At 65.9% G+C, this 19,550-nt stretch carries 18 protein-coding genes; 4 read left to right on the forward strand and 14 right to left on the reverse strand.

Going from position 1 to position 19,550, the window contains the following annotated elements; all coding sequences use genetic code 11:
- Nucleotides 1-7: 7 nt before the first annotated feature.
- Together ACZ9BC_RS15755 and glnA are read right to left on the reverse strand one after the other, a co-directional pair.
- The gene (locus ACZ9BC_RS15755; protein WP_476246749.1) at nt 8-3,019 is read right to left on the reverse strand and encodes a bifunctional [glutamine synthetase] adenylyltransferase/[glutamine synthetase]-adenylyl-L-tyrosine phosphorylase; all 3,012 of its coding nucleotides are present in this window, start codon (nt 3,017-3,019) and stop codon (nt 8-10) included.
- Nucleotides 3,020-3,028: 9 nt separating this feature from the next.
- On the reverse strand, nt 3,029-4,369 hold the full coding sequence (glnA, locus tag ACZ9BC_RS15760) for a type I glutamate--ammonia ligase (RefSeq protein ID WP_079597235.1): 1,341 nt from the start codon (nt 4,367-4,369) through the stop codon (nt 3,029-3,031).
- A 278-nt stretch (nt 4,370-4,647) separates the two neighbouring features.
- Between glnA and panB the strand changes: the two genes are divergently transcribed.
- Nucleotides 4,648-5,541, forward strand: a complete 894-nt coding sequence (panB, locus tag ACZ9BC_RS15765) for a 3-methyl-2-oxobutanoate hydroxymethyltransferase (RefSeq protein ID WP_476246750.1) — start codon at nt 4,648-4,650, stop codon at nt 5,539-5,541.
- A gap of 72 nt (nt 5,542-5,613) precedes the next feature.
- On the opposite strand, the gene ACZ9BC_RS15770 is transcribed toward panB, so the two are convergent.
- A complete protein-coding gene (locus ACZ9BC_RS15770; RefSeq protein ID WP_476246751.1) occupies nt 5,614-5,781 on the reverse strand; it encodes an SPOR domain-containing protein in 168 nt (55 codons plus the stop codon).
- A 121-nt stretch (nt 5,782-5,902) separates the two neighbouring features.
- On the opposite strand from ACZ9BC_RS15770, the gene map reads away from it, so the two are divergent.
- Together map and ppgK are read left to right on the forward strand one after the other, a co-directional pair.
- On the forward strand, nt 5,903-6,781 hold the full coding sequence (gene map / locus ACZ9BC_RS15775; protein ID WP_476246752.1) for a type I methionyl aminopeptidase: 879 nt from the start codon (nt 5,903-5,905) through the stop codon (nt 6,779-6,781).
- Nucleotides 6,782-6,881: 100 nt separating this feature from the next.
- Nucleotides 6,882-7,685, forward strand: coding sequence for a polyphosphate--glucose phosphotransferase (gene ppgK / locus ACZ9BC_RS15780; RefSeq protein ID WP_079597151.1), 804 nt, complete (start codon nt 6,882-6,884; stop codon nt 7,683-7,685).
- Nucleotides 7,686-7,797: 112 nt separating this feature from the next.
- Here the strand turns inward: ppgK and nrdR are convergent, their stop codons facing one another.
- From nrdR to ACZ9BC_RS15795, 3 genes are all read right to left on the reverse strand, one after another.
- Nucleotides 7,798-8,304, reverse strand: a complete 507-nt coding sequence (gene nrdR, locus ACZ9BC_RS15785) for a transcriptional regulator NrdR (RefSeq protein ID WP_275731020.1) — start codon at nt 8,302-8,304, stop codon at nt 7,798-7,800.
- A gap of 132 nt (nt 8,305-8,436) precedes the next feature.
- Nucleotides 8,437-9,810 carry a histidinol dehydrogenase gene (hisD, locus tag ACZ9BC_RS15790; protein WP_476246753.1) on the reverse strand — a complete coding sequence of 458 codons (1,374 nt, stop codon included), beginning with the start codon at nt 9,808-9,810 and terminating at the stop codon, nt 8,437-8,439.
- A 4-nt stretch (nt 9,811-9,814) separates the two neighbouring features.
- Complete coding sequence (locus tag ACZ9BC_RS15795; RefSeq protein WP_476246754.1) at nt 9,815-10,348, reverse strand: hypothetical protein; 534 nt, start codon at nt 10,346-10,348, stop codon at nt 9,815-9,817.
- A gap of 127 nt (nt 10,349-10,475) precedes the next feature.
- On the opposite strand from ACZ9BC_RS15795, the gene ACZ9BC_RS15800 reads away from it, so the two are divergent.
- Entirely contained in the window at nt 10,476-10,976 is a 501-nt protein-coding gene (locus tag ACZ9BC_RS15800; RefSeq protein WP_079597155.1) for a flavin reductase family protein, read from the forward strand.
- Nucleotides 10,977-11,052: 76 nt separating this feature from the next.
- Here the strand turns inward: ACZ9BC_RS15800 and dnaE are convergent, their stop codons facing one another.
- The 8 genes from dnaE to ACZ9BC_RS15840 all read right to left on the reverse strand — a co-directional run bounded on the left by dnaE (nt 11,053) and on the right by ACZ9BC_RS15840 (nt 19,546).
- Nucleotides 11,053-14,610, reverse strand: coding sequence for a DNA polymerase III subunit alpha (gene dnaE / locus ACZ9BC_RS15805; RefSeq protein ID WP_476246755.1), 3,558 nt, complete (start codon nt 14,608-14,610; stop codon nt 11,053-11,055).
- Nucleotides 14,611-14,646: 36 nt separating this feature from the next.
- Nucleotides 14,647-15,573, reverse strand: a complete 927-nt coding sequence (locus tag ACZ9BC_RS15810) for an RluA family pseudouridine synthase (RefSeq protein WP_476246756.1) — start codon at nt 15,571-15,573, stop codon at nt 14,647-14,649.
- Nucleotides 15,566-16,138, reverse strand: a complete 573-nt coding sequence (gene lspA / locus ACZ9BC_RS15815) for a signal peptidase II (protein ID WP_476246757.1) — start codon at nt 16,136-16,138, stop codon at nt 15,566-15,568. Before lspA ends, ACZ9BC_RS15810 begins: the two co-directional genes overlap by 8 nt.
- A 91-nt stretch (nt 16,139-16,229) precedes the next feature.
- Nucleotides 16,230-16,919: a DivIVA domain-containing protein gene (locus ACZ9BC_RS15820; RefSeq protein WP_476246758.1), complete on the reverse strand. Its 690-nt coding sequence runs from the start codon at nt 16,917-16,919 to the stop codon at nt 16,230-16,232.
- Nucleotides 16,920-17,093: 174 nt separating this feature from the next.
- The gene (locus tag ACZ9BC_RS15825) at nt 17,094-17,381 is read right to left on the reverse strand and encodes a YggT family protein (RefSeq protein ID WP_476246759.1); all 288 of its coding nucleotides are present in this window, start codon (nt 17,379-17,381) and stop codon (nt 17,094-17,096) included.
- 121 nt (nt 17,382-17,502) lie between these two features.
- Entirely contained in the window at nt 17,503-18,033 is a 531-nt protein-coding gene (locus tag ACZ9BC_RS15830) for a cell division protein SepF (RefSeq protein WP_079597161.1), read from the reverse strand.
- Nucleotides 18,034-18,123: 90 nt separating this feature from the next.
- Nucleotides 18,124-18,864 carry a YggS family pyridoxal phosphate-dependent enzyme gene (locus ACZ9BC_RS15835; protein WP_476246760.1) on the reverse strand — a complete coding sequence of 247 codons (741 nt, stop codon included), beginning with the start codon at nt 18,862-18,864 and terminating at the stop codon, nt 18,124-18,126.
- A complete protein-coding gene (locus tag ACZ9BC_RS15840) occupies nt 18,857-19,546 on the reverse strand; it encodes a purine nucleoside phosphorylase YfiH/LACC1 family protein (RefSeq protein WP_476246761.1) in 690 nt (229 codons plus the stop codon). The genes ACZ9BC_RS15835 and ACZ9BC_RS15840 overlap by 8 nt, the downstream gene beginning before the upstream one ends.
- Nucleotides 19,547-19,550: the final 4 nt, after the last annotated feature.

The following is a 19,550-nucleotide window of genomic DNA, read 5'->3' on the forward strand; positions in this document are numbered from 1 at the left end:
TGCACCGTCACTGCCCGTAGAAAACCCGTTCGAAGACCGCGCGGGCGCGCCGGCTGACACGCAGGTAATCCTCTTCCAAAGCGGCGGCATTGCCCGGTTCGTAGCCGCACCACCTGGCCACCGCTTCCAGGTCCCGGCGGGACGACGGCAGGAGGTCCGAGGCCTTGCCGTTCCAGATGACGTTCGCGGACCTGATCCTGCTGGCCAGCCGCCATGCCTGGGCCAGGAGGTCAGCATCGTCCTGCGTGAGCAGGCCCGCCCGGGCAGCGGCTTCCAGGGCGGGCACGGTGGAGGTGGTCCGCAGTTCCGGCTGTTTGCCGGCGTGCTGGAGCTGGAGCAGCTGGACCAGCCACTCGACGTCGCTCAGGCCGCCGCGGCCCAGCTTGAGGTGCCGTGCGGGATCGGCACCGCGGGGCAGCCGTTCGGATTCCACCCGGGCCTTGATCCTGCGGATTTCGCGGATGTCCTGTTCGGGCACCGATTCCGGGTACCGGATGGGGTCGATGAGCTGCAGGAAATCCCGGGCCAGCCCGTCGTCCCCTGCCATGGGGCGTGCACGCAGCAGCGCCTGGGCTTCCCAGATTAGCGACCAGCGGCGGTAGTACTCGGCGAAGGACTCCAGGGACCGCACCATGGCCCCGCTCTTTCCCTCCGGGCGCAGGTCCGCGTCCATCTGCAGGACCCGTTCGGCCATAATGGCCGGTTTCAGCGGCTGGGTCAGCAGGCTGGAGATCTTGGCGACAATCCGGGACGCCTGTTCCTGTGCCTCTTCATCGGAGTAGCCGGGCAGGGCCCGGTGCACGTACATCACATCGGCGTCGGAGCCGTAGCCGATCTCGCGGCCGCCTTGCCGTCCCATCGCCACCACCAACACAGCGGTCTTCAACGGCCCGTTGGCGGAGACAATGCCTTCCGCCACCCGGAGGGCGCCCAGGACTGCTGCCCTGTCGGTGTCCGCAAGGGCGGCACCCACCTGGTCCTGGTCCAGCAGCCCGGCAGAGTCCGCGATCGCAATCCGCAGGGTTTCACGCCGCCGGATCAGCCGGATGAGGCGCATGGCACTTTCCGGATCGGCGTGCCGGGACATTTTTGAGGTGATCTCCTGCCACTGCGCCTCAAAGGCCACCGGCACCAGGTCCTTGTCCTGGCCCAGCCAGGCCACCGATTCGGGCGACACCTCCAGCAGGTCCGCTATGAGCCGTGAATTCGAGAGCATGTGGCACAACCGCTCCGCGGCCGCGTTGGAATCCCGGAGCATCCCCAGGTACCAGTGGGTGGTGCCCAGCGCCTCGCTGACCCGGCGGAAGGCGAGCAGCCCGGCGTCGGGGTCCACTCCTTCGGCCAGCCAGTCCAGGAGGATGGGCAGCAGTTGCCGCTGCAGCGCGGCACGCCGGCTGACTCCCGCCGTCAGTGCTTCGATATGCCGCATGGCGCCTTGGGGGTCGCGGTAGCCAAGGGCCGCGAGCCGGCCCTGGGCGGCTTCCGGCGACAGCCTGGCGTCCTCGCTGCTGAGCTTGGCGGCCGTGTTCAGCAGCGGCCGGTAAAAGATCCGCTCATGCAGTTCGCGGACGGACCGCTTGGTCTTCTGCCAGGCAGCCATCAGCGCGTCGGGGTGGGGCCGCTCATTCGAGAAGGGACCCAAAACCGCCTTGGCCAACGAGCGCAGTGCGGGTTCCGCGACGGGCATGAGGTGTGTCCTGCGCAGCTGGAACAATTGGATCCGGTGCTCCAACAGCCGCAGGTAGCGGTAGGCGTTATCGAATGCGGCGGCGTCCGAGCGGCCGATGTAGCCGCCGGCGGACAGGGCAGCGATCGCGGAAGTGGTGTCACGCCGCCGCAATGTCTCATCCGCCTTGCCGTGGACCAGCTGCAGCAGCTGGACAGTGAATTCAACATCCCGCAGCCCGCCGCGCCCCAATTTGATCTGCCGCTGCTCCTCCGCCGGCGGGATGTGTTCGGTCACCCGGCGCCGCATCGCCTGGACCGACTCCACGAAGCCGTCCCGGCTTGCCGAACTCCAGATCAGCGGCGCCACGGCATCCTCGTAGCGCCGCCCAAGGTCGGCGTCCCCGGCGATGGTGCGGGCTTTGAGCAGGGCCTGGAATTCCCAGCTTTCGGCCCACCGCGCGTAGTACGTCTCATGCGAGGCAAGGGTCCGCACCAGGGGCCCGGACTTGCCCTCGGGCCGCAAATTCGCGTCCACCTCCCACAGGCCCGGTTCGCGTGCCACGGAGGAAATGGCACGGGAAATCCCGCTCGCCAGGGCCGTGCCAATCGTGTTGGCCTGCGCGTCGTCAAGGCTTCCACCGTCCACCACGTAAATGACGTCGACGTCGGAAATGTAGTTCAGCTCGCGGGCCCCGCATTTGCCCATGCCGATGACGGCCAGCCCGACGTCGGCCACTTCGGCGGCGCTGTACTGGTCCGCCGCTTCGGCCCGGGAGACCGCGAGGGCGGCCTCGATGGCTGCGCCGGCGAGGTCTGCGAGTTCGCCGCCCACCGCGGGCAGGAAGTCGAGCGGATCGGCGGCACACAGGTCTTTGACCGCAAGGTCCACCACTCCCCTGCGGTAGGCCGTGCGCAGCGCGGCGTAGGCCTCCGCACCGGTGGCTGCTGCCACCGGACGGGCGGCGCGCGGATCGGCGCCTACTGCCTGCAGAAGGGTTGCGCGCAGCTCAGCGGGATCCGAGGGCAGGGGCTCGGGGCTGGCACGGACGTTGAAGGCGTCAAGGTGCTCGGGGTGCCTGATGAGGAACTCGCCCAGCGCCTCCGACGCGCCCAGCACCCGGTACAGCGGTTCGCTGGTTTCCGGGTCCGCGGCCGCCAGCGTCCGCAGGTCCGGATGTTTTTCGATCAGCCGGACCAGGGACTGCAGGGCGGTGTCCGGGCTGGCCGCCATCTGCAGTCCGGTGAACAGCGTGTCCTGGTCCAGCCCTTCCAGTTCCCGGGCAGCGAGGAACCGCTCACCCTTCTCCAGGTCGCTGAAACCGGCCGCAATAAGGCGGCGTGCCAGGCTCACGCCCGCCGCCTAGAGAATGCCGAGGTTGCGCTGCAGCTCGTAGGGCGTCACCTGGAGCCGGTAGTCCTGCCACTCTGCGCGCTTGTTGCGCAGGAAGTGCTCGAAGACCTGCTCACCCAGGATCTGCGGCATTAGCTCAGAATCCTCCATGGAACGGATTGCATCGTGCAGGCTGGCCGGAAGCGGGTCGTGGCCCATGGCGCGGCGCTCAGCCGAGCTCAGTGACCAGACGTCGTCCTCGGCAGCAGCTGGCAGGTCGTAGCCTTCCTCGATGCCCTTGAGCCCGGCGCCGAGCAGCACCGCGTAGGCGAGGTACGGGTTGGCGGCCGAGTCGATGCCGCGGTACTCGATCCGGGCGGACTGGCCCTTCCCCGGCTTGTACAGCGGGACGCGGACCAGCGCGGAGCGGTTGTTGTGGCCCCAGCTCAGGTAGCTCGGCGCCTCGCCGCCGCCCCAGAGCCGCTTGTAGGAGTTCACGAACTGGTTGGTGACGGCCGTGAATTCGGGGGCGTGCTTGAGGATACCTGCGATGAACTGGCGGGCGGTCTTGGACAGCTGGAACTCTGCGCCGGCCTCGTAGAAGGCGTTGGTGTCGCCCTCGAACAGGGAGAAGTGGGTGTGCATGCCGGAACCCGGGTGCGCGGTGAACGGCTTGGGCATAAAGGTGGCATAGGTGCCCTGCTGCAGCGCCACTTCCTTGATGACGGTCCGGAAGGTCATGATGTTGTCCGCCGTCTGCAGGGCGTCGGCGTAGCGCAGGTCGATCTCGTTCTGGCCGGGTCCGCCCTCATGGTGGCTGAACTCCACGGAAATGCCCACGGACTCCAGCATGGTGACAGCGGTGCGGCGGAAGTCCTGGGCAACGCCGCCCGGGACGTGGTCGAAGTAGCCGCCCTCGTCCACCGGTACCGGTGCGCCATCCGGACCAAGGTCCTGCGACTTGAGCAGGTAGAACTCGATTTCCGGGTGGGTGTAGCACGTGAAGCCCATATCGGCTGCCTTGGCGAGCGTCCGCTTGAGGACGTTCCGCGGATCCGCGGCGGAGGGCTCGCCGTCGGGCGTCAGGATGTCGCAGAACATCCGCGACGTCTGCTCCGTCTCACCGCGCCACGGCAGGATCTGGAAGGTGGACGGATCCGGCTGCGCCAGCATGTCCGACTCGAAGACACGGGCCAGGCCCTCGATGGCCGATCCGTCGAAACCGAGCCCTTCCTCGAAAGCGCCTTCAACCTCGGCGGGCGCCAGGGCCACAGACTTGAGCGAACCCACGACGTCGGTGAACCACAGGCGCACGAAACGTACGTCGCGCTCTTCGATTGTGCGCAGGACAAACTCTTGCTGGCGGTCCATGATGGCCTCTTCTCCGGTCAACGTGCATGCTCCGGGGTCCGCAGGATGGGGGATGCCGGCAGCAGTTCACAAACACTGTACTAAGCATTCGGCGCCGATGCTGGAGCCTGGGCCGCGCGTAACACAGCGTTAACACCCCACACGCGCTTTGAGGGCCGCGCGTCAGGTGATCCCGGCCTCCCGCAGCGGCCGCCGGAGGCCTCTGTATGACGCTTATCACCCGCACGTCAGGCTTTCGGCGGTAGCTAGGACGGCGGGTACCGCATTACGCTCATGCCATGGCCTCCAGCAGCAGTTCTGACTCAAGCGTGTCCGCCGACGTTCCCGCCCCCTACGGCAGCGGGCCCGGGCAGGCCGCACCCGCTTCAGGATCGAAGCCGGGTAAGGTGCGCATCCACCACCTGCAGCAGGCCAAGAAGGACGGCACGAAGTTCGCGATGCTGACCGCCTACGAGCAGTACACGGCCGAGATTTTCGACGCCGCCGGCATCGAGGTGCTCCTGGTGGGAGATTCCGCCTCCAACAATGTGTTCGGCAACGAAACCAGCCTGCCGGTCACCGTGGACGAACTGCTCCCCCTGTGCCGCGCCGTCGCCCGGTCCGCCAAACGGGCCCTGGTGGTGGCCGACCTGCCCTTCGGCAGCTACGAGGTCTCCGCGGAGCAGGCCGTCTCCGCCGGCGTCCGCTTCCTCAAGGAAGGCCTCGCCCACGCCGTCAAGATCGAGGGCGGGGCGTACTACGCGCCCACCGTCCGCGCCATGGTGCAGGCCGGCATCCCGGTCATGGCCCACATCGGCTTCACCCCGCAGAGCGAGCACGCCCTGGGCGGTTACCGGGTGCAGGGGCGCGGCGATGACGCCCAGCGCCTGATTGACGACGCCGTGGCCCTGGCCGACGCCGGAGCGTTCTGTGTGCTGATGGAAATGGTGCCCGCGGACACGGCGGCCGCGGTGGACGCGGCCGTCAGCGTTCCAACGGTGGGCATCGGCGCCGGCAAGGAAACCACCGGCCAGGTGCTTGTCTGGCAGGACATGGCCGGCCTCCGCGGCGGCCGGATGGCCAAGTTCGTCAAACAGTACGCAGACCTTCGCAGCACCCTCCTGGACGCTGCCACAGCCTACGGCGACGACGTCCGGTCGGGGCAGTTTCCCGGGCCCGAGCACTCTTTCTAGGCCGCACGCCCTGCCCGCCACAGGCCCGCCTGCTGCCCCGGCCCGCACCCGGGGCGGGGCGGGACACGTGCCTCAGTCGTCGTCGTCGTTTTTCTCCCAGGCCTCATTGCGGGCCCGGACCTTCTCGAGGGCGTGTTCGGCTTCTTCCCTGGTTTTGTAGGGGCCGATCAGCTGGCTCCAGTCCGAGAGCCGGTCCTCTTCCACCTCATGGGTTTTGATGTTGTACCAGTACTCACTCATCGTTGCTCCCGTTCCGGCAGGCAGGGAAGCCGCAGCGTGACGCGCGTAACTTAAAGCCCTACGCAGGTCCTCCGCGGCTTCCGGTTGTTAGGCGTTCTGTGGTGCCTTATATGATCAATCTATGCCTTCCCTTGCCTCGACTGCACCCATCGGCACCCTCATCCCCGGTACTATCGGCCCGCAGCGTCCCGTCCCGGCCTCCATCCCCCGCCCGGAGTACGTCGGCAAGCCCGCCCCCGCCAAGTTCACGGGGTCCGAGGTCAAGTCCGCCGAGACCATCGAGAAGATCAGGATCGCGGGAAAGATCGCGGCCCAGGCCATCGTGGAGGTGGGCAAGCACATCCAGCCGGGCGTCACCACGGACCAGCTGGACAAGGTGGGCCACGAATTCCTGCTTGACCACAAGGCGTACCCGTCCACCCTCGGCTACCGGGGCTTCCCGAAATCGCTGTGCTCCTCCCTGAACGAGGTCATCTGCCACGGCATCCCGGACAGCACGGTGGTGCAGGACGGCGACATCATCAACATCGACATCACTGCCTTCATCAACGGCGTCCACGGTGACACCAACTACACCTTCCTGGTGGGCGATGTGGACGAGGAATCCCGGCTGCTGGTGGAACGGACGCAGGAGTCGCTGAACCGCGCCATCAAGGCCGTGGCCCCCGGCCGCGAAATCAACGTCATCGGCCGCGCCATCCAGTCCTACGCCAAGCGGTTCGGCTACGGCGTGGTGCGCGACTTCACCGGACACGGCGTGGGCGAAGCCTTCCACACGGGCCTCATCATCCCGCACTACGATGCCGCTCCGGCCTACAACACGGTCATCGAGGCGGGCATGGTGTTCACCATCGAGCCGATGCTCACCCTGGGCACCGTGGAGTGGGACATGTGGGCGGACGATTGGACCGTGGTCACCAAGGACCGCAGGCGCACCGCCCAGTTCGAGCACACGCTGCTGGTGACCGAATCCGGCGCCGAGATCCTCACCCTGCCCTAGCCTGATGCACTATTAGCTTTTCCGGTTCCTGACCGGACACCCATCCGGGCCGGCCGCCGGCCGCCCTTCCCTGCCCGCCCCTGCCACGAACGGAAACCCATTGGCCAAGAAGGACGAGAAGTCGCACAAGAACGCCCCGCTGATCGGCATCGACATCGGAGGCACGGGAATCAAGGGCGGCATCGTCGACCTCAAAAAGGGCAAGCTCCTGGGCGAACGCTTCCGGGTGCCCACCCCGCAGCCCGCCACGCCCGAGTCCGTGGCGGAGGCCGTGGCACTGGTGGTGGCCGAACTCTCGGCCCGTCCGGAAGCGCCCGAAGCCGGTTCACCCGTGGGCGTCACCTTCCCCGGCATCATCCAGCACGGAGTGGTGCACTCCGCGGCAAACGTGGACAAGGCCTGGCTGGACACCAATATTGACGCCCTCCTGACGGAGCGCCTCGGCCGGCCGGTTGAGGTCATCAACGACGCCGACGCCGCGGGCCTGGCGGAGGCGCGCTACGGCGCCGGCGCCGGCGTTGCCGGCACAGTCCTGGTGATTACCCTGGGAACCGGCATCGGCTCTGCCTTCATCTTCGACGGCAAACTCGTTCCCAACGCCGAGCTGGGGCACCTGGAGATTGACGGCTTCGACGCGGAAACCAAAGCCTCCGCCGTAGCCCGTGAGCGCGACGGCCTGACCTGGGACGAATACAGCGTGCTGCTGCAGCGCTACTTCTCCCACGTGGAGTTCCTGTTCTCCCCCGAGCTGTTCATCGTGGGCGGCGGAATCTCCAAGCGGGCCGACGAATACCTGCCCAACCTGAAGCTGCGCACCCCGATCGTGCCGGCCGTCCTGCGCAACGAGGCAGGCATCGTGGGCGCCGCCATCGAGATTGCCCTGAAGCACAAGCTCGCAAAGTAACCCAGGAGCCGTCAGTTAAGACAGGACGCCCCCTTCCGGTACCGGAAGGGGGCGTCCTGTCTTTTGGTGCCGGTGGCGGCTGCGGCTTCCCCTCCAGCGCCGCCACCGGAGATTACAGGGGGCTTTTCTCTGAACCCTTGGCGCTCTTGGCCGGTGTCCCCTTGGCGTCTTCCTCCGCCTCGTGGCGCAACAGGGAGATGGCCGTTTCAAAGTCTTCGAGGGACTCAAAGGCCTGGTAAACGCTCGCAAAGCGCAGGTATGCCACCTTGTCCAGTTTCTGCAGCGGCCCGAGGATAACGAGCCCCACCTCGTGGGCGTCGATTTCCGCTGCGCCTGAGGCGCGGATCTGCTCTTCGACTTCCTGCGCCAGCAGCGCAAGGTCATCCTCGCTGACGGGGCGGCCCTGGCAGGCCTTGCGCACACCGTTAATCACTTTGCTGCGGCTGAAGGGCTCGCCAACGCCCGAACGCTTGATGACGGACAGGCTGGTGGTTTCAACGGTGGTGAACCGGCGGCCGCACTCGGGGCACTGCCGGCGCCGGCGGATGGCTGAACCGTCGTCCGCCATGCGGCTGTCAACGACCCGCGAATCAGGATTGCGGCAGAACGGACAGTACATGGCGTCCCTCTCTCGCACGGTCCCGGTGCCGGGACTTCCCAATTTGCGGCGAAGTGGTGCCGCGCCGTAGCGTCTTCCAGTTTACGGGCACATCTAGCGTAATAACAAGCCTGTAATTACTACATGTAGTGCTTAGGAGGCGGGGAAGCGGGCGGTCACGGCATCACCGTGCGCGGGCAGATCCTCGGCACGGGACAGGTTTACGATGTGGCTGCTGACTTCTTCCAGCGCGGCCCTGCTGTAGTTGACCACCTGGATGGCCCGCAGGAAGGTGTTGACGTTGAGGCCGGAGGAGAATGCCGCCGTGCCGCTGGTGGGGAGCACGTGGTTTGACCCGGCGCAGTAGTCACCCAGGCTGACGGGGCTGTAGTCCCCGACGAAGATGGCACCGGCGTTCCGGATCCGCGCCGCCACGGAAGCAGCGTCCCGGGTCATGATTTCCAGGTGTTCCGCCGCGTAGGCGTCACAGGCGGCGATGCCCTGGTCAAGGTCCTCCACAAGTACCACGCCGGACTGCGGCCCGGACAGGGCTTCCTTGACCCGGGCGGCGTGTTTGGTGGACGCCGCCTGCCGGTCCAGCTCCGCGCGGACAGCCGCTGCAAGGTCCTCGGAATCGGTGATAAGCACCGACGCCGCCTGGGGGTCGTGTTCGGCCTGGCTGATCAGGTCCGCCGCCACCAGCGCAGGCTGGGCGGAGGAATCGGCAAGGATGGCGATTTCGGTGGTGCCGGCCTCGGAGTCGATGCCCACCACGCCTTTCACCAGGCGTTTGGCGGTGGCCACGAAGATGTTGCCGGGCCCTGTGACGACGTCCACGGGCTCCAGCGCGGGCCCGGCCTGGGTTCCGGCCACGCCGTAGGCGAATGCGGCGATGGCCTGCGCACCGCCGATCGCGTACACCTCCGTGATGCCCAGGAGTGCTGCCGCGGCCAGGATGGTGGGGTGCGGAAGACCGCCGAATTCCTTTTGCGGAGGCGATGCCAGGGCGATGGACTCCACGCCCGCTGCCAGTGCCGGAACCACATTCATGATCACCGAGGACGGGTACACGGCCAGGCCGCCCGGCACGTAGAGGCCCACGCGTGCCACCGGGACCCAGTTCTGGCTGACCACCGCGCCGTCGCCAAGTTCCACGTCGAGGTTGCGGGGGCGCTGCCCGTCGGCAAACTTCCGCGCGCGGCTGATTGACTCCTCCAGCGCACGCCGGACCGCCGGGTCCAGCTGGTCCAGTGCAGCGGCGAGGGCTTCCTGTGGAACGAGCGGGTGGTCCTGGGTGACGCCGTCGAACCGGAGTGCCAGCCCGGCGAGGGCCTCAAAGCCCCGCTGCCGGACGTCCGAGATGATGTCCAGGACCTTTTCTTCGGCGTTGGCTACCGTCTGGCCTTGTGCCCGCGGCACGGCGGCACGCAGGCCCGCGAGCGTGAGGCTTTGCCCCCGCACGTCGACGGTGCGAAAGTTCACGGCGGCGGTGGCGGGCGTGGCAGGAAACTCCGGAGAAATGGTCACCGGACTATTTTACGTGGCTGAACCGTGCCTCTTCCGAACCGGCACCGCCGTCCGGCTTCTTCCGCAGCAGGTTCAGCAGTTCCAGCACGAAGACCGCAACCGCCGTGGCAGCCGGCCACATCAGCAGTACCGGCAGGGCGCGCAGCGAGAACTCGATGCTGGCGTTGGCGGTGGCGTCCACCGCCGGTCCCCACAGCCGGGCGGACAGCATGCCCGCCTGCCACGCCAGGAGGTTGCCCACCAGCGCGCCCGCGAGGCCCATGAGCAGTGCAGCCTGCGGATCCGCGCGTTTTTTGTCGGTGAGGAACACCGCCAGGAGGCAGCCGGCGAAGAGCATGAGCCCGGCAAGGGTCAGGTCACGCGGAAGCCAGACTACCGGGTTGCCCCCGCTGCCCAGGTCCGGATCCCTGGTGACCAGGTTCAGGCCGCCCGGGGCAAGGAGCCACCAGAGGATACCCGCGGGCACCCCTGCCACCGCCGGAACCGCCAGCATTGCCCACGGCAGCCGCGACGGGGTACGGCGGAAGAGTTTCATCATGCAACAAACCTTAACAAATGTTCCTGCACCGCCATCCGGTGACGTGGTGTGTCAGGAGTTACCCGGCGCGGCCCGGGGACCATACGCTTGAAGGAAGCACCAAGCCATCCAGCTGTCAGGAGTTCCGGTGACCGACAATAGCGCTCCCTTCGAGCGGACGTTCAGGGAAATGTTCCGCCGGCATGCCGCCGGGGTTGCCATCATCACGGTGAACTACGAGGACAAGCCCTTCGGGTTCACGGCAACCTCCGTGGCCTCACTCTCCGCCAAACCTCCGCGCTTCACCTTCAACATGGCCCGCAGTTCCAGGTCGTGGCCTGCGGTGGCCAACACCACCTACCTGGGCGTCCACATGCTCGGGCTCGAAAACCAGGAACTGGCCGAGCGTTTTGCCGGCACCAGCAACCGCTTCGAGGGTGACCACTGGGAGGTGGGCCCGCACGGCGTGCCCGTCCTGAAGGATGTGGCAGGGTGGCTCATCGGCGAGGTGCAGATGCGGCTGTCCTTTGAGAACAACGCCGTGGTGGTGGTGCAGGTGGTTGACGGGCAGGTGGGCGGGGACGCTTCTCCCCTGCTGTACCACGGCGGGGGCTACAGCCAGCCTGTCCCCCTCGACTACGAAATCTGACCCCAGCAAACAGCCGACGACGGCGGGACTGGCTCCCGCCGTCGTCGGCTGTTACGTGCCCCTCCCCTGCGCCCGTTCAGGCGTCCAGGCACGCCGGGCCAAGCAGTACCTTCAGGTCGCCGAACAGGGACGGGCTGGGATTCACGCGAAGGTGGACCGGCAGTCCCATGATCTCCGTGCGCGTATCACCCTGCAGGTGCAGGCGGACTTCCGAGTTACCGCGGTGGGTCCGGAGCACGTCACCAAGCTCGGTCACCACAGCCTCGGTGGCCTTGTGGGTGGGCATGGTGATCACCAGCGGGCCGCCCAGGCCTTCGCTGAGGTCCGGAACGGACAGTTCCATGCAGTTGAGGGTGATCGCGCCGTCGTCGCGCTTCTGCAGGCGCCCCTTGACCACCACGATCAGGTCCTCGGCGAGGACCGAGGCAATGGGTCCGTAGACCTGGCCAAAGAACATGACTTCCATCGACGCGCCGAGGTCCTCCACCTCGGCCCGGGCGTAGGCGTTGCCGCTGGCCTTGGCGATGCGCCGGCTCAGGGACGTGATCATGCCGGCGATGGTGATGATGGCGCCGTCCTGCGGCCCGTCCTCGCCCAGCACGGACGTGATACTCATTTCGGCGTGCTGGCTCAGGACCCCTTCGAGGCCCTGCAGCGGGTGGTCGGAAACATACAGGCCGAGCATGTCCCGTTCGAAGGAAAGCTTGTCCTTCTTCTCCCACTCCGGCAGGTCGGGGATCTCGATGCTCAGCGACGACTCGGATTCGGCTTCCTCGAAGCCGGCGAAGAGGTCGAACTGGCCAATTGCCTCATTCCGCTTCAGCGTGATGACGGAGTCGATGGCTTCTTCGTGGACCATGGCAAGGGCACGCCGGTGGTGTCCCAGCGAGTCGAAGGCACCCGATTTGATGAGCGATTCGATAGTCCGTTTGTTGCAGACCACGGCCGGGACCTTCATCAGGTAGTCCTTGAAGGACGTGAACGCGCCCTCGCTTTCACGGGCAGCCACCATCGCTTCAACAGCGTTGACGCCCACGTTGCGGATGGCTCCCATGCCGAAGCGGATGTCGTTGCCAACAGGGGTGAAGTTCAACGCTGACTCATTGACGTCCGGCGGGAGCACCGTGATGCCCATGCGCCGGCATTCGTTCAGGTAGATGGCCGACTTGTCCTTGTCGTCGCCCACCGACGTCAGAAGGGCGGCCATGTACTCCGGCGCGTAGTGCGCCTTGAGGTACGCGGTCCAGTAGGAAATCACGCCGTACGCGGCGGAGTGTGCCTTGTTGAAGGCGTAGTCGGAGAAAGGGAGCAGGATGTCCCAGAGGGTCTTGACGGCTTCCATCGAGTAGCCGTTGTCCTGCATGCCCTGGGAGAAGCCCGCGAACTGCTTGTCCAGCTCCGATTTCTTCTTCTTGCCCATGGCCCGGCGGAGGATGTCTGCCTGGCCCAGCGAGTAGCCGGCCAGCTTCTGGGCCACGGCCATAACCTGTTCCTGGTACACGATCAGGCCGTACGTTCCGCCGAGGATTTCGGCGAGTGGTTCCTTCAGTTCCGGGTGGATGGGGATGACTTCCTGGATCCCGTTCTTGCGAAGGGCGTAGTCGGTATGGGCGTTGGCGCCCATGGGCCCCGGCCGGTACAGCGCCAGGACGGCGGAGATGTCTTCGAAGTTGTCAGGCTTCATCAGCTTGAGCAGCGACCGCATGGGGCCGCCGTCGAGCTGGAAAACGCCGAGTGTGTCGCCGCGTGCCAGCAGCTCATAGGAAGCCGCATCGTCGAGCTCGAGGTTTTCGAGGTCGAGGTCGATGCCGCGGTTCATCTTGATGTTCTCAAGGGCATCCGAAATGATCGTCAGGTTCCGGAGGCCCAGGAAGTCCATCTTGATCAGGCCAAGGCCCTCGGACGTCGGGTAGTCGAACTGGGTGATGACCTGGCCGTCCTGGAAACGGCGCATAATCGGGATGACGTCGATGATGGGGTCCGAGGACATGATCACGCCGGCGGCGTGCACACCCCACTGGCGCTTCAGCCCCTCGATGCCGAGGGCGGTCTCGAATACCTTGGCAGCTTCCGGATCCGTGCTGATCAGCTGCCGGAAGTCGCCGGCCTCGCCGTAGCGCTTGGCGTCCGGGTTCTGGATGTCCGCCAGCGGAATGTCCTTGGCCATGACCGCGGGGGGCAACGCCTTGGTGAGCTGCTCGCCCATGCTGAAGGGGTACCCGAGCACGCGGGAGGAGTCCTTGAGCGCCTGCTTGGTCTTGATGGTGCCATAGGTGACGATCATCGCCACGCGCTCGTCACCGTACTTTTTGGTGACGTAGTCGATGACCTCGGAGCGGCGACGGTCATCGAAGTCGACGTCGAAGTCGGGCATAGAGACGCGGTCGGGGTTGAGGAAGCGTTCGAAGATCAGGCCGTGCCGCAGCGGATCGAGGTCGGTGATGCGCATGGCGTACGCCACCATGGAACCTGCACCGGAACCACGGCCCGGGCCCACCCGGATGCCGTTGTTCTTGGCCCAGTTAATGAAGTCGGCCACCACCAGGAAGTAGCCCGGGAAGCCCATCGAGGTGATGACGCCCAGCTCATAGTCGGCCTGCTTGCGGACCTCGTCCGGGATCCCCGCGGGGTAACGGTACTGGAGCCCCTTGTCCACCTCTTTAACCAGCCAGGACGTTTCGTCCTCACCCGGCGGGCAGGGGAAGCGCGGCATGTAGTTGGCGTCCGTGTTGAAGGACACCTCGCAGCGCTCAGCGATAAGCAGCGTGTTGTCGCAGGCGTCCGGGTGGTCGCGGAACAGTTCCCGCATCTCCCGCGGGGACTTCAGGTAGTAGCCGCTGCCGGAGAACGCAAAGCGCGAACCGCCGTTGTCATAGGTGGGTTCCAGCAGCGTGGAGCCGGACTGGATGGCCAGCAGGGCCTCATGGGCCTTGGCGTCGTGTTCGTGGGTGTAGTGCAGATCGTTGGTGGCCACCAGGGGAAGGTTCAGGTCCTTGGCAAGCCGGAGAAGGTCGCCGGTGACCCGTCGCTCGATGTCCAGGCCGTGGTCCATCAGTTCACAGAAGTAGTTCTCGGCACCGAAAATGTCGCGGAATTCGGCCGCCGCTTCGAGGGCTTCTCGGTACTGGCCCAGGCGCAGGCGGGTCTGGACCTCCCCGGACGGGCATCCGGTGGTGGCGATAAGGCCCTCGGAATAGGTGTTGAGCAGCTCCCGGTCCAGCCGCGGCCACTTGCCGAAGACCGAGTCCAGCGAAGCGATGGAGGACGCCCGGAACAGGTTCCGCATCCCCACGTTGTTGTAGCTCAGGAGCGTCATGTGGGTGTACGAGCCACCGCCGGAGACGTCGTCCTTGCGCTGGGATTCATCGCCCCAGCGCACGCGTTCCTTGTCCGTGCGGGCGGTGCCGGGTGTCACATAGGCTTCGACGCCGATGATCGGCTTGATGCCCTTGTCCGTGGCCTTGCGCCAGAAGTCGAAGGCGCCGAACAGGTAGCCATGGTCGGTGGTGGCTAGGGCTGGCATGCCCAGGCGCTCGGTCTCATCGAACAGCTCCCCCAGGCGGGCTGCTCCATCCAGCATGGAGTATTCGGTGTGGGTGTGCAGGTGGACAAACGAATCATTGCTGGAAGTCACCGCACTATTCTATGCGCTGGCCACCGGCCGACTGCGTCAGGCCCGGCCTGATCCCAGTACTTCCAGCGCGAACGCCAGGTCCTGCGGGTAGTGGCTGGTGACCCGGACGCGCTCCCCCGTGACCGGGTGGTCAAACCCGAGTTCGCGGGCGTGCAGCCACTGCCGGGTCAGTCCCAGGGTGGCGGCCAGGCGGGGATCCGCGCCGTAGGTCAGGTCGCCGGCGCAGGGATGGCGGAGGGCGGAGAAATGGACCCGGATCTGGTGGGTCCGCCCGGTTTCGAGGTGCACTTCCACCAGGCTGGCCTTGCCGAATGCTTCGAGGACTTCGTAATGGGTGACCGACGGCCGGCCGTCCTCGATGACGGCGAAGCGCCAGTCGTGGCCGGGGTGGCGGCCGATGGGTGCGTCGATGGTTCCGGCCAGCGGATCGGGCAGCCCCTGGACCACTGCATGGTAGACCTTGTCCACGGTCCGTTCCTTGAAGGCCCGCTTCAGGGCGGTGTAGGCCCGTTCGGATTTCGCCACCACCATCACACCTGACGTGCCGACGTCGAGCCGGTGGACGATCCCGGCCCGCTCCGGCGAGCCGGACGTGGAGATGCGGTAACCGGCGCCGGCCAGGCCGCCCACCACTGTGGGTCCCACCCAGCCCGGGGACGGGTGCGCGGCAACGCCCACGGGTTTGTCGACGACGACGAAATCATCGTCGTCCAGCAGGATCTTCAGGCCTTCCACAACTTCCTCCACGACTTCCAGCGGGTCCCGCCGCTCCGGCATGCTGACCTGCAGGACGTCACCGGCCACCAGTTTGGCTGATTTGCCCAGGGCTTTGCCCCTGCTCACGACGTTGCCCTCGGCTATCAGGGTGGCCGCAAGGGAACGCGAAATTCCCAGTATCCCGGCCACCCCGGCATCTGCGCGTGCGCCGGCGTACTCGTCGGCGACGACATACTTTTCAGGCATCGCCGGACTTTTCCCTGGCTTCTGCCGTATGCCTGGTGCCATCCAGGGCGATGCCGCGCAGCGTGAGAATGCAGATGATGGCCACAGCGGACACGACGGCTGAATCGGCGATGTTGAAAATGGCAAAGTTGGGGAGCTGGATGAAGTCCACAACGTGGCCCATCCCGAACGACGGCTGACGGAACAGCCTGTCCGTAAGGTTGCCCAGCGCTCCGCCGAGCAGCAGGCCCAGCGACAGGGACCACCACATGGAGCCCAGCTTGCGGACCTGGAAGAGGATGGCAACGGCCACCGCTGCCATGATGATGGAGAACACCCAGGTGACATTCTCGCCGATGGAGAACGCCGCACCAGAGTTACGGATGAAGTACCAATGCAGCAAAGGCGGAAATACCGGGATCCGTTCGCCTTCCACCATGGTGGACGTGACCCAGAATTTGGTCAGCTGGTCCAGCCCGTAGGCAAAAACCGCAAAACCGGCAAAAAGGGACAGCAGCACGGCCCTGCGGGGGCGCGGTGAAGGCGGGACAGGGCGTGCGGCGCCTGCGGCAAGTTCGTCAGTCATGGTGCTTTCATTCGTTATACCGGTGTCAATGCCAAAAGCCGGTGGCCGAGGAATCCTCAGCCACCGGCTTTCAGAATACGTGCTTGACGGACTAGTTGGCTTCGCTCACTTCAGGCGTAGCAACCGAACCGCGGGCGTCGAGGTCGCGCAGCTGGCCCTCGATGTAGGCCTTCAGGCGTGAGCGGTAATCGCGCTCGAAACCGCGAAGCTGCTCCACCTTGCGCTCCAGGACGGACCGCTGCTGTTCGAGTGCACCGAGGATCTTGCGGGACTTCTCCTGGGCGTCGTTGACCAGGCTGCTGGCTTCGATCTGCGCCTCGGCGATGATCTTGTCCTTCTGCGCCTGGCCGTCGGCAACGTGGCGGTCGTGCATCTGCTGGGCCATGGCCAGCAGGCCAGCGGCGGATTCGGCTGAGGCCGTGGGGGCGGCCGGAGCGGCAGCAGCGGGGGCTGCGGCAACCGGAGCAGCCGGCTGGACGTCCTTCTTCTTGTTCGCTTCGGCAGCCTTGGCTTCAGCCTCTGCCTTCTCGCGTGCCTCGTCCTTGTCGGACTTGACCGGCGCGGGGACCTTCTCCACCACGGGGGCGGCAGCGGCGCTGGCGGGAACGCTGGATCCTGCTTCGGCAAGCTTCTTGCGAAGCTCGTCGTTCTCCTGGTTCAGGCGGCGGAGTTCAACGACGATTTCGTCCAGGAAGTCATCAACTTCATCCTGGTCGTAGCCCTCGCGGAACTTGGTCGGCTGAAAGCGCTTGTTGACAACGTCTTCTGGCGTCAAAGCCATCTGGTCACCTCACTGGTCTGGTTAGTCAGTAGGCCTTCCGGCCGTCAAAACTACGGTACCTAAATTTGGTCTGCTTACTCTAATTCAACACTGCGGTGTCAAACGCGAGTTTCTTCGCTTCACAGTAACTGTTCCCGGGGGTCCAGGCTGCGCTGCTAGGTCTTATGTGATAAATCAGGCGAGTCCCCGGGTGATTCCCATTGCGATGCTGACGGCGATGAAGAGAATCAGGAATCCCAGATCGAGGGAGATGCCGCCCAGCCTAAGCGGCGGAATCAGGCGGCGCAGTACCTTCAGGGGCGGATCCGTGATGGAGTACACGGCATGTGCTGCCACCAGCGCGGCGCCCCGCGGACGCCAATCCCTGGCGAACATCTGGACCCAGTCGAACACCAGGCGAATGATGAGTGCTACGAAAAAGAACAGGAGCGCGAGATAGACAAGTCCGAAAACAATTCCCATGACTTAACTCATATCTCCATGTCCATTGTGGATACCGCGGTGTCCTGCCGATGTTTCTTGTCTATTTCAGCACAGATGCCAGACAGGTGTCCCTGCCTGGCATCCAAATCCTGCCTGACGGTCAGCTTTGGTTGAAGAAGCTGGCCTGGGTGTCACTGGCTTTCTTGTCATCGCCGATGACCTCAACGTACGACGGCGACAGCAGGAATACCTTGTTGGTCACCCGCTCAATGCTGCCCCGCAGCCCGAAAACCAACCCGGCGGAAAAGTCCACCAGGCGTTTCGCGTCGGCCTCGCCCATGTCCGTGACGTTCATGATGACCGGAATGCCGTCACGGAAGCTCTCGCCGATAAGCTTGGCATCGTTGTAGGACCGCGGATGGATTGTGGTGATCTGGCGGAGTCCGGTGGTCTCTTCGCGGCTTGAGGCCGCACGCTTGATGGGGGTCACTGGGGCGCGGTATTCCTCTTCGGGGGTGTAGGACGCTTCGCGGCTGACCTCGCGGACGGGTGCAGGTGCACGGCGTTCCTCGCGGTCAGCTTCCATCGTTTCGTCCTCATCCTTGGGTGTGGTCTGTTGCTCGGACTCGTAATGCTCATCGCCGTCGGCGAGCCCAAGATAGATCATTGTCTTGCGCAGAGCGCCGGCCATGGTCGACTCCTAATCGTGTCCCGTAAGCGGGCCGCCCAATGACTTGACAGCACTGGAGTCCCCCGCCCATCACTTCCAACAGGACCGACGCTACCCCACGGCGGGACGTGATCCGAGAATATCGGAACCGATTCGCAGGTGTGTCGCCCCGAACATGATTGCTGCTTCGAGGTCCTGGCTCATGCCCGCGGAAATGGCGGTGGCGGCCGGGTGGCCGGCAATCAGGCGTGCCGATACTCCGGCGAGCTTTTCGAAGGCCGGCTCCGGCGGCGCACCCAAAGGGGCCACGGCCATCACGCCCGCCAGCCGAAGGCCCTCGGCGGATGCTATCCGGTCCGCCAGCAGCGGCACGTCGGCGGGACCGGCTCCGCCGCGGTGCGTACCGGCGTCGTCCTCCAGGCTCACCTGGATGAAGCAGTCCAGGGGCGCCAGCCCCGCGTCCTTCCGCTCAGCGGCCGCGGCCTTTGCCAATGCGTCCACCAGCTGCGGCCGGTCCACGGAATGGACGGCTGCGGCATAGCGGGCCACCGACTTGGCCTTCTTGGTCTGCAGTTGGCCCACGAAGTGCCAGGTCAACCCGCAGTCAGCCAGTTCGGCAGCCTTATTGGCAGCTTCCTGGTCCCTGTTCTCGCCGACGTCCGTCACACCAAGCGCCGCAAGCCGCCGAATGTCTTCGGCGGGATGGAACTTGGTGACCACGATCAGTGTGGGCAGCCGGTCGGCGCGACCGGCTGATTCTGCTGCGGAAGCTATCCGCCGGTGGACGGCGGCGAGCCTGTCCGCGAGTTCCGCGGCCCGCGGGTCTCCCCCGGCTGGGCGCCCGTCAGTCATGGCACCACACCAGCCCGGCAAAGCGACCCGTGTCCCGGTTACGCCGGTAGGAGTAGAGGGATTCCGTCTCCAGGGTGCAGACCCCGGTATACGCCACTTCCACACCGGCGTTCTCCAACTGGCTCCGTGCACCGGCGGGGAGATCGAGACCGGGCGTACCCCAGGAGGTGGTGCTCCGGGTGGCGGGCACCCGCAGTGCCACCTCGTCCTGCAGGGCGGCCGGCACCTCGTAGCAGTTTCCGCAGATGGAGGGTCCCATGACGGCCTTGATGCCGGAGGCACCGAGGGACGTCATCCTGTCCACGGCTGCAGGAATCACGCCGTTGGCGATGCCGGGCCGTCCTGCATGCACGGCAGCAAGGACGGGACCGTCCGCGGACTCCCCGGCGAGCAGCACGGGAATGCAGTCCGCCACCATGACGGCCAGCGGAAGCCGGCGGGACACCATGGCGTCCGCTTCAGGGGCCCCGCTGTCCTCGTCAATGACCGCCACGGTGACGCCGTGGACCTGGTTCATGAACCGCAGGCCGTGAGGCGCCATGCCCAGGCGCTGCTCCAGGTCCTCACGGCGTCGCTTCACCTGGCCGGGATCATCCCCCACGTGAAGGGCCAGGTTTCCGGCGCCGGTGTCAGTGAATGCGGCCGACACCCCGGGAAGGATGTCGGCGCGCCAGTGGAACAAGCCG

This window comes from Pseudarthrobacter sp. TE3704, from assembly GCF_056279405.1.

Excerpts from the sequence above, each read along its gene's own strand:
- ACZ9BC_RS15795 (WP_476246754.1), bottom strand. The coding sequence starts at position 10,348 with ATGATGAAACTCTTCCGCCGTACCCCGTCGCGGCTGCCGTGGGCAATG.
- glnA (WP_079597235.1), bottom strand. The coding sequence starts at position 4,369 with ATGGACCGCCAGCAAGAGTTTGTCCTGCGCACAATCGAAGAGCGCGAC.
- map (WP_476246752.1), top strand. The coding sequence starts at position 5,903 with ATGCCTTCCCTTGCCTCGACTGCACCCATCGGCACCCTCATCCCCGGT.
- lspA (WP_476246757.1), bottom strand. The coding sequence starts at position 16,138 with ATGACTGACGAACTTGCCGCAGGCGCCGCACGCCCTGTCCCGCCTTCA.
- ACZ9BC_RS15825 (WP_476246759.1), bottom strand. The coding sequence starts at position 17,381 with ATGGGAATTGTTTTCGGACTTGTCTATCTCGCGCTCCTGTTCTTTTTC.
- ACZ9BC_RS15835 (WP_476246760.1), bottom strand. The coding sequence starts at position 18,864 with ATGACTGACGGGCGCCCAGCCGGGGGAGACCCGCGGGCCGCGGAACTC.
- panB (WP_476246750.1), top strand. The coding sequence starts at position 4,648 with ATGGCCTCCAGCAGCAGTTCTGACTCAAGCGTGTCCGCCGACGTTCCC.
- ACZ9BC_RS15810 (WP_476246756.1), bottom strand. The coding sequence starts at position 15,573 with ATGCCTGAAAAGTATGTCGTCGCCGACGAGTACGCCGGCGCACGCGCA.
- ACZ9BC_RS15830 (WP_079597161.1), bottom strand. The coding sequence starts at position 18,033 with ATGGCCGGCGCTCTGCGCAAGACAATGATCTATCTTGGGCTCGCCGAC.
- nrdR (WP_275731020.1), bottom strand. The coding sequence starts at position 8,304 with ATGTACTGTCCGTTCTGCCGCAATCCTGATTCGCGGGTCGTTGACAGC.
- ACZ9BC_RS15770 (WP_476246751.1), bottom strand. The coding sequence starts at position 5,781 with ATGAGTGAGTACTGGTACAACATCAAAACCCATGAGGTGGAAGAGGAC.
- ACZ9BC_RS15820 (WP_476246758.1), bottom strand. The coding sequence starts at position 16,919 with ATGGCTTTGACGCCAGAAGACGTTGTCAACAAGCGCTTTCAGCCGACC.